We start from the raw sequence: 13,793 nt of genomic DNA, 5'->3' as shown, positions 1-13,793 counted from the left end.
TGCACTCAAGCCCTCCCGCACGAGGGCCGGAACACAAAAATAATTCGAGTGAAGTTATGAACATGCCAATTGCCAACGCCGTGCTGAACCCAGTGCTGGACCCGATTGAAACCGCCAGCGTCGACGAACTCCGCCAGCATCAGTTGGAACGTCTGCGCTGGAGCCTCAACCACGCCTACAACAATGTGCCGCTGTACCGCCAACGTTTCGATGCACTGGGCGTGCACCCGGATGACATCAAGTCTCTCGACGATCTGGCGAAGTTTCCTTTCACCACCAAAACCGACCTGCGTGACAACTATCCCTACGGCATGTTTGCCGTGCCGATGCATGACGTGGTCCGCCTGCATGCCTCCAGCGGCACCACCGGCAAACCCACCGTGGTCGGTTATACGCAAAACGACATCGACACCTGGGCCAACGTCGTCGCACGCTCGATCCGCGCGGCAGGCGGGCGACGGGGCGACAAGGTGCATATTTCCTACGGTTATGGCCTGTTTACGGGCGGCCTCGGCGCGCACTACGGCGCCGAGCGCCTGGGCTGCACGGTGATTCCGATGTCCGGTGGCCAGACCGAAAAACAAGTGCAATTGATCAAGGATTTCCAGCCAGACATCATCATGGTCACGCCGTCCTACATGCTCAACATCGCCGATGAAATCGAGCGTCAGGGCATCGACCCGCACACACTGTCCCTGCGACTCGGCATCTTCGGTGCCGAACCCTGGACCGGCGAACTGCGCAGCGCCATCGAAAATCGCCTGGGCATTACGGCGCTGGATATCTACGGACTCTCGGAAATCATGGGCCCGGGTGTCGCCATGGAATGCGCCGAAACCAAGGACGGCCCGACGATCTGGGAAGACCACTTCTACCCCGAAATCATCGACCCGGTCACCGGCGAAGTACTGCCGGACGGGCAAATGGGCGAGCTGGTGTTTACCTCGCTCAGCAAGGAAGCCTTGCCGATGATCCGCTACCGCACGCGTGACCTGACGCGTTTGCTGCCGGGTACCGCGCGGCCGATGCGCCGTATCGACAAGATCACCGGGCGCAGCGACGACATGCTGATCATCCGCGGGGTCAACGTGTTCCCGACGCAGATCGAGGAGCAGGTACTGAAAATCAAACAGCTTTCAGAGTCGTACGAGATTCATTTGTATCGCAACGGCAATCTGGACAGCGTGGATGTGCATGTCGAGTTGAAGGCTGAACATCAACACTTGAGCGACGAGCAACAGAAGGCTGTGTCGGCGGAATTGAGCCGGCATATCAAAACGTATATCGGGATCAGTTCGCGGGTGGTATTGCAGCCGATGCACTCCATCAAGCGCTCTGAGGGCAAGGCTTGCCACGTCATGGACAAACGCCCGAAAGCATGACTGCTGCACCCTTTTCGGCCCCGCTTTTGCGGGGTTTTTTTTGGGTCTTGATTGGGTTGTCCTGCGTTTTTTGCGAGGGCTGATATTAACACCGGTCTCCTACCAATCCGTGTGGCGCCCTACCCCGCATGGCTTAACGCACACCTGTAGGAGTCTGGCTTGCCAGCGATGGCGTCCGTGAAATCGCCATCACCGGCAAGCCGGTTTCCTACGGGATTTGCGTTAACGACATCAATCCCGGCATCACTGCCGAACCGTAGGAGTCTGGCTTGCCAGCGATGGCGTCCGTGAAATCGCCATCACCGGCAAGCCGGTTTCCTACGGGATTTGCGTTAACGACATCAATCCGGGGCTCACCACCGATCCGTAGGAGCCTGGCTTGCCAGCGATGGCGTCCTTGGAATCGCCATCACCGGCAAGCCGGTTTCCTACGGGATTTGGGTTAACGACATAAATCCGGGGCTCACCACCGATCCGTAGGAGTCTGGCTTGCCAGCGATGGCGTCCGTGAAATCGCCATCACCGGCAAGCCGGTTTCCTACGGGATTTGAGTCTCGATCCAGGAAACGGTGTGTTTGCTTCTTCAAAGCGATACAAAAAAACAATACGACACGTTATTTTGTGTTTGATATTAATTTTCGTATCGCTTATAAAGTTCTCCATGCCTTCGAAAGATTCACGGCGGGAGACCCACCATGTACGCACAGCTCGTAGAAACAGGCGTAAAGCGCATCAAGGATCTGTCGGAAATGTCCGAACAGGAACGCGCCTTTCAGGAAAAAATCGATTCAGAAATAAAGATCGAAGCCAAAAACTGGATGCCTGATGCCTATCGCCAAACCCTGATTCGGCAAATATCCCAGCACGCCCACTCTGAAATCGTCGGCATGCTGCCCGAGGGCAACTGGGTGACTCGCGCACCGTCGCTCAAGCGCAAGCTGCAATTGATGGCAAAAATCCAGGACGAGGCTGGCCACGGCCTGTACCTCTACAGCGCGATGGAAACCCTGGGTGCCGACCGCGACGAAGAAATCGCCAAGCTGCACAGTGGCAAAGCCAAGTACTCGAGCATTTTCAATTACCCAACCCTGAACTGGGCCGACATGGGCGCGGTGGGCTGGTTGGTGGACGGCGCCGCCATCGTTAACCAGGTCGTGTTGCAACGCACCTCCTACGGTCCCTACTCACGGGCCATGGTGCGCATCTGCAAGGAAGAAAGTTTCCACCAACGCCAGGGCTACGAAATCCTCCTGACCATGATGCGCCACGGTAATCAGGCGCAAAAAGACATGGTTCAGGACGCAATCAATCGGCTGTGGTGGCCGTCGCTGATGATGTTCGGCCCAAGTGACGAACACTCCCCTAACAGCGCCCAGTCCATGGCCTGGAAAATCAAGCGCCAGAGCAACGACGAACTGCGCCAGCGCTTCATCGACCAGACCATCCCGCAACTGGAACTTCTGGGCTGCACGTGCCCGGACCCGGATCTTAAGTGGAACGCCGAACGCGGCCACTACGACTTCGGCGACATCCAGTGGAGCGAGTTCTACGAAGTGCTCAAGGGCAATGGCCCCTGCAACCAGGAACGCGTGGCAACTCGCCGCAAAGCCATTGAAGACGGTGCCTGGGTACGCGAAGCCGCAGTCGCCCACGCCCGTAAAAAGCAGAACAAGAACGCCGCCTGATCGGCCACCTGATGTGGAGTTACTGATATGTCCGAATGGACCCTTTTTGAAGTTTTCGTGCGCAGCAAGCACGGCCTCAACCACAAGCATGTCGGCAGCATTCACGCCGCCGACACCACCATGGCCATCGAAAATGCGCGCGAGCTGTACACCCGTCGCAGCGAGGGCGTGAGCCTGTGGGTTGTGCCTTCGGCGCTGATCACCGCTTCTTCACCGGATGAAAAAGACCCGCTGTTCGATCCATCCGACGACAAGGTTTATCGCCATGCCAGCTTCTATGAGCTGCCGGCCGAAGTCGGGCACATGTGAGGTCGACCATGAACAAGCAGACTGATCTGATCGAATACCTGCTGCGCCTCGGCGACAGCGCCCTGATTCAGGGCCAGCGCCTGTGCCAGTGGTGCGGCAAGGCCCCGGCACTGGAAGAAGAACTGGCGTTGATGAACGTCGGCCTCGACCTTGTCGGCCAGGCCCGCAACTGGCTGGAATACGCCGCCGAACTGCTGGACGATGGACGCGATGCCGATCACCTGGCGTTCCGTCGTGACGAGCGCGCCTATCGCAATCTGCTGCTGGTGGAACAACCCAACGGCGATTACGCAGTGACGATTCTCAAGCAATTCCTGTACGACGCATGGCACCTGCAAGTGCTGCGCGGCTTGAGTCAGTCCAGCGATGAACGCATCGCCGGGATCGCCGCCAAAGCGGTCAAGGAAGTCACTTATCACCTGCGTCGCTCTGGCGAATGGGTAGAACGTTTGGGTGACGGCACCGAAGAGAGCCACAAGCGCATGCTCGCGGCCATTCCAGAGGTCTGGCGGTTTACCGTCGAGCTGACCCGTGCCGACGACAGCGAACAACGCCTGTGCGACGCCGGCATCACCCCGGACATCGCGCACGTTGCCGCCGCATGGCAGGCAACAGTCAGCGAGATCTTCGCCAGCGCCACACTGCCTGTGCCTGAAGCTGCGAGCTATTTCTACCTGGATGCACGCCGCGGCCTGCACTCCGAACACCTGGGCATTCTGTTGGCCGAGATGCAATTCCTGCCACGAGCGTACCCCGATGCAACCTGGTGATTTGATTGCCAGCGACTTGGGCGCCCGGCCGGCACAACCGACCGACCTGGCGGCCGCGTGGGCGACATTGGCGCAGGTCATGGACCCGGAAGTGCCGGTGGTCAGCGTTGTCGACTTAGGGATAGTGCGCGACCTGGATTGGCAGGCCGGGCACTTGCACGTGGTGGTTACGCCGACCTATTCCGGCTGCCCCGCCACCGAAGTGATCGAGAGCGATATACGTGACGCACTGGAATTGGCCGGATTCAAGGCACCGACCCTGACGCGCAAATTAACCCCGGCCTGGACCACCGACTGGATTACCGACAGCGGTCGCGAACGCTTGCGCGCTTACGGCATCGCACCGCCCGAGGGCAGCACCAGCAAACGTAGCCTGCTCGGCGAAAGCCCGCTGATCGCGTGCCCGCAATGCGGCAGCGTCCACACCGAAGTGCTCAGTGAATTCGGTTCCACAGCCTGCAAAGCGCTGTACCGCTGCTGCGATTGCCGGGAACCATTCGACTATTTCAAGTGCATCTGAGCGGCATCGCCCGTCCCAGCTGGAGAACAATAATGAGTAAATTTCACAGCCTGACCATCAAGGATGTGCGCAACGAGACCCGTGACGCGGTGTCCATCGCCTTCGAGATTCCACAGCATCTGCAAGACAGCTTTCACTTCACCCAGGGCCAGCACCTGGTGATGCGCACTCAGATGGACGGCGAGGAAGTACGTCGCTCGTATTCGATTTGCACCGGGGTTAACGACGGTGAACTGCGCATCGCTATCAAGCGTGTGGCCGGTGGTCGATTCTCTGCATTCGCCAACGAACAACTGAAGGCCGGACATAGCCTGGAAGTGATGCCGCCGGCCGGGCACTTTCATGTCGAACTCGACCCGACGCGCCACGGCAACTACCTGGCGGTGGCGGCGGGCAGCGGCATTACGCCGATCCTGTCGATCATCAAAACCACCCTGCAAACCGAACCGCATAGCCGCGTCACGCTGCTGTACGGCAACCGCTCAAGTTCCGGTGCGTTGTTCCGTGAACAACTTGAAGACCTGAAAAACCGCTACCTGCAGCGCCTGAACCTGATCTTCGTATTCAGTCGCGAACAGCAGGATGTCGACCTGTACAACGGTCGCATCAACGCCGAGAAATGCGAGCAGTTGTTCTCGCGCTGGCTTGACGTCAAGGCCCTGGACGCAGCGTTTATCTGCGGCCCGCAGGAGATGACCGAAACCGTACGCGACAGTCTCAAAGCCAAAGGCATGCCGGCTGAGCGTATCCATTTCGAACTGTTCGCTGCCGCTGGCAGCCAGCAAAAACGCGAAGCCCGTGAAGCGGCGCGGCAGGTAGACGCCGCCGTCAGCCAGATCACCGTGATCAGCGACGGTCGCGCATTAGCGTTCGATCTGCCACGCAACAGCCAAAGCATTCTCGATGCCGGCAACGCCCAAGGCGCCGAACTGCCCTACTCGTGCAAGGCCGGCGTGTGCTCCACCTGCAAATGCAAAGTGATCGAAGGCGAAGTGGACATGGACAGCAACCATGCACTGGAAGACTACGAAGTGGCGGCCGGTTATGTGCTGTCGTGCCAGGCGTTTCCGGTCAGCGACAAAGTCGTGCTGGATTTCGATCAACTCTGATTCACCGCTATCTCTGTGGGAGCGGGCTTGCTCGCGAAGAGGCCGTGTCAGTCGACATTTGTGATGAATGACACACCGCATTCACGAGCAGGCCCGCTCCCACAGGGGATTGAGGAATGCCCAACACCTGTTTAACCCCACAACAAAAACAAAAAAGGACGCTACCCATGACCCCCAAAGACGTAGAACTCATACGCCAACACCCGGACTTCATCCAGTTGGTACGCCGCAAACAGAACCTGTACTGGTCGCTGTCGTTGATCATGCTGGTGATCTATTTCGGCTTCGTGCTGTTGGTGGCGTTCTCCCCCGCCACTCTCGGCCAGTCGCTGAGTGGCGGTGTGACCACCGTGGGCATGTTGGTGGGTGTGGTGATCGTGCTACTGGCGTTCGCGCTGACCGGTTTCTACGTCTATCGCGCCAACCACGTGATCGATCCGCTCAACGAAAAGCTCAAGCAGGAGTGCGCCCGATGAGCCGCTTTCGTGCGTTATCGCTATTGCCGCTGACCCTGGTCGCGGACTTTGCAACTGCGGCCGACGGCGCTTCCCGCCCGCTGAACTGGAACGCCATCAGCATGTTCCTGGTGTTCGTGCTGTTCACCCTCGGCGTCACGCGCTGGGCCGCGTTGCGGACCCGTTCCGCCAGTGATTTCTACACGGCGGGCGGCGGCATGACCGGTTTCCAGAACGGTTTGGCAATTGCCGGCGACATGATTTCCGCAGCGTCCTTCCTTGGCATTTCCGCGATGATATTCCTCAATGGTTACGACGGCTTGCTGTACGCACTGGGCGTATTGGCAGGCTGGCCGATCATTCTGTTTTTGATCGCTGAACGCCTGCGCAACCTCGGTAAATACACCTTTGCCGACGTGGTTTCCTATCGCCTCGAACAAACTCCGGTTCGACTGACCTCGGCATTCGGCACCCTGACCGTGGCGCTGATGTACCTGGTGGCGCAAATGGTCGGCGCGGGCAAACTGATCGAGCTGCTGTTTGGCATCGACTACCTTTACGCGGTCATGCTGGTCGGCGTGTTGATGGTGTTCTACGTGACCTTCGGCGGCATGCTTGCCACCACCTGGGTGCAGATCATCAAAGCGGTGATGCTGCTGTTTGGCACCTCGTTCATGGCGTTCATGGTGCTCAAGCATTTCGGTTTCAGCACCGAAGCCATGTTCGCCGGCGCCACCGCCGTGCATGCCAAAGGCAACGCGATCATGGCGCCGGGTGGGTTGCTGTCGAACCCGATCGACGCCATTTCGTTGGGCATGGGCATGATCTTCGGCACTGCTGGCCTGCCGCATATCCTGATGCGTTTCTTCACCGTCAGCGATGCCAAGGAAGCACGTAAAAGCGTGTTCTATGCCACCGGTTTTATCGGCTACTTCTACTTGCTGTTGATCATCGTCGGCTTCGGCGCCATCGTCATGGTCGGCACCGATCCGGCGTTCCGCGATGCCAGCGGCGCGATCATCGGCGGCGGCAACATGATCGCCGTGCACCTGGCGCAAGCCGTAGGCGGCAACCTGTTTCTGGGCTTCATTTCGGCGGTCGCCTTCGCCACCATCCTGGCGGTAGTTGCCGGATTGGCATTGTCCGGCGCCTCAGCGGTGTCCCACGACTTGTATGCCTGCGTGATGCGCAAGGGTCAGGCCAGCGAAAAAGACGAAATACGCGTCTCGAGAATTGCCACGCTGTGCATCGGTGTCGTGGCGATCATCCTCGGCCTGCTGTTCGAATCGCAGAACATCGCCTTCCTCTCCGGCCTGGTATTGGCCATCGCCGCCTCGGTGAATTTCCCGGTGTTGTTCCTTTCCATGTACTGGAAAGGCCTGACCACGCGTGGCGCGGTAACCGGCAGCCTGGCGGGCCTGATCTCGGCCATTGTCCTGCTGGTGCTGAGCCCGGCGGTGTGGGTCAACGTGCTGCATAACGAAAAGGCACTGTTCCCCTACTCCAACCCCGCGTTGTTTTCCATGAGCCTGGCGTTCTTCAGCGCCTGGGTGTTTTCGGTGACCGACACGTCACCGCGTGCCGCCCTTGAGCGCGGCCGTTACCTGGCGCAGTTCATCCGCTCAATGACCGGCATTGGCGCCTCGGGTGCCAGCAAACACTAATGATGACGAACAGTTGGCAGGGAACAAAAATAATGAAACCCGCACGTACGGCACCTTACGAATCACTGTTCTCGCTGGCCGCCGCGTTGAGCCTGCCCATGGTCGCCACCAGCGCCATGGCTGACTTCATCGACGACAGCAAGGCCCGCATTGAAATGCGCAACCACTACATCAATCGCGACTTCCGTCAGGACAACGCGCCGCAGTCCAAGGCCGAGGAATGGGCACAGGGATTCACCGCGCGCATCGAGTCCGGGTTCACCGACGGCACCTTCGGTTTCGGTCTCGACGCACTGGGAGAACTGGGGCTGAAACTTGACTCCAGCCCTGACCGTCGTGGCACCGGTCTGCTGCCCTTCGGCCCCAACAGCCATGAGCCTGCGGACGAGTTCAGCGAGCTGGGACTGACCGGAAAATTACGCGTGTCCAAAAGCGTGTTGAAACTGGGCACCCTGCAACCCTTGCTGCCAGTGGCTACCTACAACGACACACGCCTGCTGGGCTCGACCTTTGAGGGTGGCTTGCTGACCAGCCAGGAAATCGAGGGCCTGACGGTGAATGCCGGGCGCCTGACCAAGGCCAACCTGCGGGACTCGTCCAGCAACGATGACATTGGCTACGGCGCCGCCAGCAGTGATCACTTCGACTTCGGCGGCGGCAGCTACGCGTTCAGCCCACAACTGAGCCTGAGCTACTACTACGGCAAGCTCGATCAGATTTATCGTCAGCAATTCGTCGGCCTGGTGCATAGCCAGCCGCTGGGCAACGGCTTCAACCTGCGCAGCGATCTGCGCTATTTCGACAGCCGCGGTGAGGGTGCCGAACGCGCCGGGCGCATCGACAACCGCAACTTCAACAGCCTGTTCACCGTGTCCCACGGCGCGCACAAGGTCAGCGCCACCTACCAGCAGTTGTCCGGCGACAGCGCCTTTCCATTCCTCAATGGCGGCGATCCGTACGTGGTCAACCTGGTGACGTACAACACCTACACCCGCGCCGACGAGGATTCCTGGCAGTTGCGTTACGACTACGACTTTGCGGCGCAAGGCATTCCCGGCCTGACGTTCATGACCCGTTACACCGACGGTCGCCACGTCAAGGCCGGTGCCGTCGACAACGGTCGCGAGTGGGAGCGCGACACCGACATCAGTTACGTCATCCAGAGCGGCATGTTCAAGGACGTCAGCCTGCGCTGGCGCAACGTGACGTTCCGCTCCGGCAATGGCCTGACCACCGCCCTCGATGAAAATCGGCTGATCGTCGGTTACACCGTGGCCCTTTGGTAATCCCTGAATGGCGTGGTTGCGACCACGCCGACACCTTTCACAACCAGGAGCAATCGTGATGCCTCACGCCCCTACCCTGCAAAGTTTCATCGCCGGTCGCTGGATCGGCCAACACGGCGCCCAGGTACTGCGCAGCGCCATCGACGGCCATGAGCTTGCGCGCACTCACGAAGAACGCCCGGACTTCGCCGAAGCCATTGAACATGGCCGCCGTCAGGGCGTCAGTGGGCTCATGGCACTGGACTTCCAGCAACGGGCGCAGCGGCTCAAGGCAATTGCGTTGTACCTGAGCGAGCGAAAAGAACAGCTGTACGCCATTTCCCACCACAGCGGTGCGACCCGTGCTGACAGCTGGATCGATATCGAGGGCGGCAACAGTACGCTGTTCACCTATGCCGGCCTCGGCGCTCGCGAACTGCCGTCGGGCAACATCGTGCACGAAGGCCCGGCAATGCAACTGAGCAAACTCGGCAGCTTCGCCGGCACGCATATTCTGGTGCCGCGCGGCGGCGTAGCAGTGCACATCAACGCCTTCAACTTCCCGATCTGGGGCATGTTGGAAAAGTTTGCACCGAGCTTCCTCGCCGGCATGCCGTGCATCGTCAAACCGGCCAGTGCTACCAGCTACCTGACCGAAGCCGTGGTGCGCCTGATGGACGAATCCGGGTTGCTGCCGGCGGGCAGTCTGCAGTTGATCATCGGTGGTACCGGTGACCTGCTCGATCGCCTGCAGGGTCAGGACGTGGTGACCTTCACCGGTTCCGCCGACACCGCTGCCAAACTGCGGGTGAATCCGAACCTGATTCGCAACTCGGTGCCGTTCAACGCCGAGGCCGACTCGCTGAACTGTGCAATTCTCGCTCCGGACGTCACCCCGGATGACGAAGAGTTCGAGTTGTTCATCAAGGAAGTCGCCCGCGAAATGACCACCAAGGCCGGGCAGAAATGCACCGCCATTCGTCGTGCCATTGTGCCGGCCAAACACATCGATGCCGTCGCCACCCGTTTGCGTGATCGCCTGCAGAAAGTCGTGGTCGGCGACCCGTCGGTAGAAGGTGTGCGCATGGGTGCACTGGCGTCTCACGATCAGCACAAAGACGTCACTGAACGCCTGGAAAGTCTGCTGCAAAGCAGCGATATGCTGTTCGGTGCTCGTGACGGTTTCGAGCCGCGCGGAGACAACGTCAGCCAGGGCGCATTTTTCGCCCCGACCCTGTTACAGGCCCGCGACCCGCATGCTGAGGGCGGCGCCCACGACATTGAAGCGTTCGGCCCGGTCAGCACGCTGATGGCGTACGACGATCTCGACGAAGCACTGGTGTTAGCCGCGCGCGGCAAGGGTAGCCTTGTGGCCAGTTTGATCACCAAGGATCCAAAGATTGCCGCCAAGGCAATCCCGGTCGCTGCCGCATGGCACGGTCGCTTGCTGGTGCTGGATCGCGAGTGCGCGGCGGAGTCCACTGGCCACGGTTCGCCGTTGCCACAACTCAAACACGGCGGGCCCGGTCGTGCCGGCGGTGGTGAAGAACTCGGTGGCTTGCGCGCGGTGAAGCACTACCTGCAACGCGCGGCAGTACAAGGTTCACCGACCATGCTGGCAGCGGTCACCGGCGAACACGTGCGTGGCGCCAAAGTGATCGAAACCGAAGTGCATCCGTTCCGTCGGTTCTTCCAGGACTTGCAGATTGGTGAATCGTTATTGACCCATCGCCGTACGGTGACTGAAGCCGATCTGGTGAACTTCGGCTGCCTGTCCGGCGACCACTTCTACATGCACTTCGATGACATTGCGGCCAAGGAATCGCAGTTCGGCAAGCGCATTGCCCACGGCTATTTTGTGCTATCGGCGGCGGCCGGTCTGTTTGTGTCTCCGGCGCCTGGTCCGGTGTTGGCCAACTACGGCCTGGACACCTTGCGCTTCATCAACCCGGTGGGCATCGGCGATACGATTCAAGCGCGCCTGACCTGCAAACGTAAAATCGATCAGGGCAAAAAGAGCCCGCAAGGCATCCCGCAAGGCGTGGTGGCGTGGGATGTGGAAGTCACCAATCAGTTGGGTGAACTGGTCGCCAGTTACGACATTTTGACGTTGGTGGTTAAGCGCGAAGACTGAAAACAACCCTGGTAGTTCGGCTCGCCGACGATGGCGCTTTCGACATCGCCATCGCTGGCAAGCCAGCCTCCTACAGGGGTTGCATGTGCCTGTCTAAATCTCGAACCCACCATAGACCCGTAGGCGCTCGGCTCGCCGACGATGGCGCTTTCCGGGGGGCTCGCGATATTGGAATCAATGCTTGCGCAACCACTCGATAAACAGTGCAAACAACTCGGACTGTGAACCGACATTCAGCTTCAAATACAGATTCTTGCGGTGCATGCGCACCGTTTCCGGCGAAATGGTCAGTTGGCTGGCCGTGGATTTTACCGAGTGCCCGCGCAGCACCATGTGCGCCACTTGCCGCTCGCGCTCAGTGAGCAAGTCACACCCAAAATTCTCGAACGCGAACTGCACTTTCTGCTTGAGATCGTCATGCACATCCGCGCCGGTATTGCCTTGCACCGCCGCACTGCGCTGCAAGCCACGAAGGCCAAACTCGGTAATGAATTCGCACACCAGCGGCTCGACGGCGCGCAGCAGGTCCAACTGTTCAACCCGCAAGCTTTCACCGCCGAAGCCTTGAAAAAGACTCACCGATATTTGCGTGTCGTGGCCGGTATCGACAATGTAAAAGCTGTCTTCCGAACTGCCGGCCTTCAAGTAGTAAGTCCTGTAGTACTCACTGTCGAAGAAGTTGTCTGGCGCAATTTCTTCCAGATGATAGAACCCTTGCGCCAACCCCTGCTCCACCGCCAGGCAAAACGGGTCGAGCAAATAGCCCCCGGAAAAATAGCGGTCGAGCAGCGCGTCCCGGTATTTTTCGGCGATGCCGCGCTGGTACAACAACTGCGGTGGGCGGTCCTTGTGTTCCAGGCTGATCATCACCGACTCGACAGACACCAGATGGCCGAACGCCGACGCCAGGTATTGCAGAGCGTCAGGCTCGTCAACATGGGCGAATGCATCGCGCATCGCCCCGTGCCATTTATGCAATGCCCCGAAGGGCATGGCAATCATCGTATCGTCATGTGCTTTTCTCATGCCCCGCAGTCTAGCGGGAGAAACGGCACCCGGTAACAGCAGATTCAGCGAAATCATTGGCCGAGATACTGGCCGCTCTCCTCAAGTTCCGCTGCCACCTCAAGAATGCACACGCGCAGAATCTCGACGATTTCATCGACCTGGGCCCGCGACAGAATCAGCGGCGGCGACATTACGTTGAGGTGCATGATCGGTCGTACCAACAGGCCGCGAGCTTGCGCCCGAGAGTGAATTCGCTCGCCGATATTGATCTCGTCGGCAAACAGCGCCTTGGTCCGTTTGTCGGCCACGAACTCCACGCACGCCATGAACTTCTGGCAACGCACATCACCCACCAACGGCAATTCACTGAGGGTTGCCAGGCGTTCCTCCAGATACGCGCCCACCGCATCAACGTGCTCCAGCAGGTTCTCGCGCTCGATAATCTCGATGTTCTTCAGCGCTGCGGTGCAGCACACCGGATGGCCGCTGTAAGTGAATCCGTGGGAAAAACAACGGCCCTTGCCGGGCTCGGCGATGACTTTCCAGATACGGTCGGAAAAAATGCACGCACCCAGCGGTAAATAGGCCGAGGTCAGGCCTTTGGCGGTGGTGATGATATCGGGCTGCACGTCGAACACATCGTAGGAGGCGAAGAATTTGCCCAGACGTCCGAACGACGTCACGACTTCATCGGCGACGAACAGAATGTCGTAACGCTGGCAGACTTCCCACATGCGTTTCAGATAACCCTTGGGCGGAATAATCACCCCGCCCGAACCCATGATCGGTTCGGCAAAAAAGCCTGCAACCTTGTCCGCGCCGATGGCCAGAATCTTGTCTTCGAACTCCTTGACCAGAAACTCCAGGAACTGCGCCTCGTCCATACCGTCCGGGGCGCGGTAGGGATTGGGATTGGACACGTGATGGATTTTATCGTTGGCGTAATCAAACTCCGGCACGCGGTCGGCAGCCTTGTTGCCGATCGACATGGTCAGCGTGGTCGAGCCGTGATAGGCATTAAAGCGGGCGATGACGTGTTTCTTTTCCGGTTTGCCACGGCAGTTCTGATAGTACTGAATCAGCCTGTAGGCCGTGTCCACCGCAGTCGAACCACCGGTGGTCAAAAACACATGATCGAGATCACCGGGCGCCAGGCTGGCGAGTTTTTCGCACAGCTCAATGGCGACGTTGTTGGACATGTCGCAAAACGGATTCGAGTACGCCAGTTTGCGCACCTGATCGGCAATCGCCAGCGCCATCTCTTCACGCCCAAGGCCAATATTGGTGCACCACATGCCCCCCACGGCGTCGAGGTAGCGGTTGCCCTGAGTGTCAAAAATGTAGGCGCCATCGCCGGCAACAATATTCAAGGAGCCCTGTTCGGCATGCTCATCAAACATGTGATAGCCGTGCATGTAGTGGGCTTTATCCGCTTTGACCAGTCGGGCCTCATCAGCGGCAGACAGCACTTGCTTCGTTGGAGTAGCCATAC

At 59.2% G+C, this 13,793-nt stretch carries 12 protein-coding genes; 10 read left to right on the top strand and 2 right to left on the bottom strand.

The genetic code is table 11. The annotated features are described in order from the left end of the window. Positions 1–56: 56 nt before the first annotated feature. The 10 genes from paaK (at position 57) to paaZ (ending at position 11,293) form a co-directional block, all read left to right on the top strand. Positions 57–1,382 (top strand): phenylacetate--CoA ligase PaaK, encoded by a 1,326-nt coding sequence (paaK, locus tag ACQR3R_RS22615; protein ID WP_428275520.1) that lies wholly within the window; start codon positions 57–59, stop codon positions 1,380–1,382. 749 nt (positions 1,383–2,131) lie between these two features. Then, on the top strand, positions 2,132–3,067 hold the full coding sequence (gene paaA, locus ACQR3R_RS22610) for a 1,2-phenylacetyl-CoA epoxidase subunit PaaA (protein ID WP_428276064.1): 936 nt from the start codon (positions 2,132–2,134) through the stop codon (positions 3,065–3,067). Positions 3,068–3,094: 27 nt separating this feature from the next. Further along, positions 3,095–3,376 carry a 1,2-phenylacetyl-CoA epoxidase subunit PaaB gene (gene paaB, locus ACQR3R_RS22605; RefSeq protein ID WP_428275518.1) on the top strand — a complete coding sequence of 94 codons (282 nt, stop codon included), beginning with the start codon at positions 3,095–3,097 and terminating at the stop codon, positions 3,374–3,376. An 8-nt stretch (positions 3,377–3,384) separates the two neighbouring features. Further along, positions 3,385–4,146, top strand: coding sequence for a 1,2-phenylacetyl-CoA epoxidase subunit PaaC (paaC, locus tag ACQR3R_RS22600; RefSeq protein ID WP_428275516.1), 762 nt, complete (start codon positions 3,385–3,387; stop codon positions 4,144–4,146). Continuing rightward, a complete protein-coding gene (gene paaD, locus ACQR3R_RS22595; RefSeq protein ID WP_428275514.1) occupies positions 4,133–4,666 on the top strand; it encodes a 1,2-phenylacetyl-CoA epoxidase subunit PaaD in 534 nt (177 codons plus the stop codon). Before paaC ends, paaD begins: the two co-directional genes overlap by 14 nt. Positions 4,667–4,698: 32 nt before the next feature. After that, positions 4,699–5,775 carry a 1,2-phenylacetyl-CoA epoxidase subunit PaaE gene (gene paaE, locus ACQR3R_RS22590; protein ID WP_428275512.1) on the top strand — a complete coding sequence of 359 codons (1,077 nt, stop codon included), beginning with the start codon at positions 4,699–4,701 and terminating at the stop codon, positions 5,773–5,775. Between the two features lie 167 nt (positions 5,776–5,942). Then, entirely contained in the window at positions 5,943–6,251 is a 309-nt protein-coding gene (locus tag ACQR3R_RS22585) for a DUF485 domain-containing protein (protein ID WP_428275510.1), read from the top strand. Next, positions 6,248–7,894 (top strand): cation/acetate symporter, encoded by a 1,647-nt coding sequence (locus ACQR3R_RS22580; protein WP_428275508.1) that lies wholly within the window; start codon positions 6,248–6,250, stop codon positions 7,892–7,894. Before ACQR3R_RS22585 ends, ACQR3R_RS22580 begins: the two co-directional genes overlap by 4 nt. A 32-nt stretch (positions 7,895–7,926) precedes the next feature. Continuing rightward, entirely contained in the window at positions 7,927–9,180 is a 1,254-nt protein-coding gene (locus ACQR3R_RS22575; protein ID WP_428275506.1) for an OprD family outer membrane porin, read from the top strand. 58 nt (positions 9,181–9,238) lie between these two features. Beyond that, positions 9,239–11,293 carry a phenylacetic acid degradation bifunctional protein PaaZ gene (paaZ, locus tag ACQR3R_RS22570; RefSeq protein ID WP_428275504.1) on the top strand — a complete coding sequence of 685 codons (2,055 nt, stop codon included), beginning with the start codon at positions 9,239–9,241 and terminating at the stop codon, positions 11,291–11,293. Positions 11,294–11,467: 174 nt separating this feature from the next. Here paaZ and ACQR3R_RS22565 read toward each other — a convergent pair whose 3' ends face one another. Continuing rightward, positions 11,468–12,319 carry a LuxR C-terminal-related transcriptional regulator gene (locus tag ACQR3R_RS22565; RefSeq protein WP_428275502.1) on the bottom strand — a complete coding sequence of 284 codons (852 nt, stop codon included), beginning with the start codon at positions 12,317–12,319 and terminating at the stop codon, positions 11,468–11,470. 53 nt (positions 12,320–12,372) lie between these two features. Further along, entirely contained in the window at positions 12,373–13,791 is a 1,419-nt protein-coding gene (locus ACQR3R_RS22560; RefSeq protein WP_428275500.1) for an aminotransferase, read from the bottom strand. Positions 13,792–13,793: the final 2 nt, after the last annotated feature.

It is taken from the genome of Gordonia sp. IEGM753, assembly GCF_050321825.1.
In the GTDB taxonomy this organism is placed as follows: Bacteria; Pseudomonadota; Gammaproteobacteria; order Pseudomonadales; family Pseudomonadaceae; genus Aquipseudomonas.
This window is presented reverse-complemented; position numbering and strand designations above follow the sequence as displayed.

Excerpts from the sequence above, each read along its gene's own strand:
- ACQR3R_RS22580 (WP_428275508.1), top strand. The coding sequence starts at position 6,248 with ATGAGCCGCTTTCGTGCGTTATCGCTATTGCCGCTGACCCTGGTCGCG.
- paaK (WP_428275520.1), top strand. The coding sequence starts at position 57 with ATGAACATGCCAATTGCCAACGCCGTGCTGAACCCAGTGCTGGACCCG.
- paaA (WP_428276064.1), top strand. The coding sequence starts at position 2,132 with ATGTCCGAACAGGAACGCGCCTTTCAGGAAAAAATCGATTCAGAAATA.
- paaD (WP_428275514.1), top strand. The coding sequence starts at position 4,133 with ATGCAACCTGGTGATTTGATTGCCAGCGACTTGGGCGCCCGGCCGGCA.
- paaB (WP_428275518.1), top strand. The coding sequence starts at position 3,095 with ATGTCCGAATGGACCCTTTTTGAAGTTTTCGTGCGCAGCAAGCACGGC.
- ACQR3R_RS22560 (WP_428275500.1), bottom strand. The coding sequence starts at position 13,791 with ATGGCTACTCCAACGAAGCAAGTGCTGTCTGCCGCTGATGAGGCCCGA.
- paaE (WP_428275512.1), top strand. The coding sequence starts at position 4,699 with ATGAGTAAATTTCACAGCCTGACCATCAAGGATGTGCGCAACGAGACC.
- ACQR3R_RS22585 (WP_428275510.1), top strand. The coding sequence starts at position 5,943 with ATGACCCCCAAAGACGTAGAACTCATACGCCAACACCCGGACTTCATC.
- ACQR3R_RS22575 (WP_428275506.1), top strand. The coding sequence starts at position 7,927 with ATGAAACCCGCACGTACGGCACCTTACGAATCACTGTTCTCGCTGGCC.
- paaZ (WP_428275504.1), top strand. The coding sequence starts at position 9,239 with ATGCCTCACGCCCCTACCCTGCAAAGTTTCATCGCCGGTCGCTGGATC.
- paaC (WP_428275516.1), top strand. The coding sequence starts at position 3,385 with ATGAACAAGCAGACTGATCTGATCGAATACCTGCTGCGCCTCGGCGAC.
- ACQR3R_RS22565 (WP_428275502.1), bottom strand. The coding sequence starts at position 12,319 with ATGAGAAAAGCACATGACGATACGATGATTGCCATGCCCTTCGGGGCA.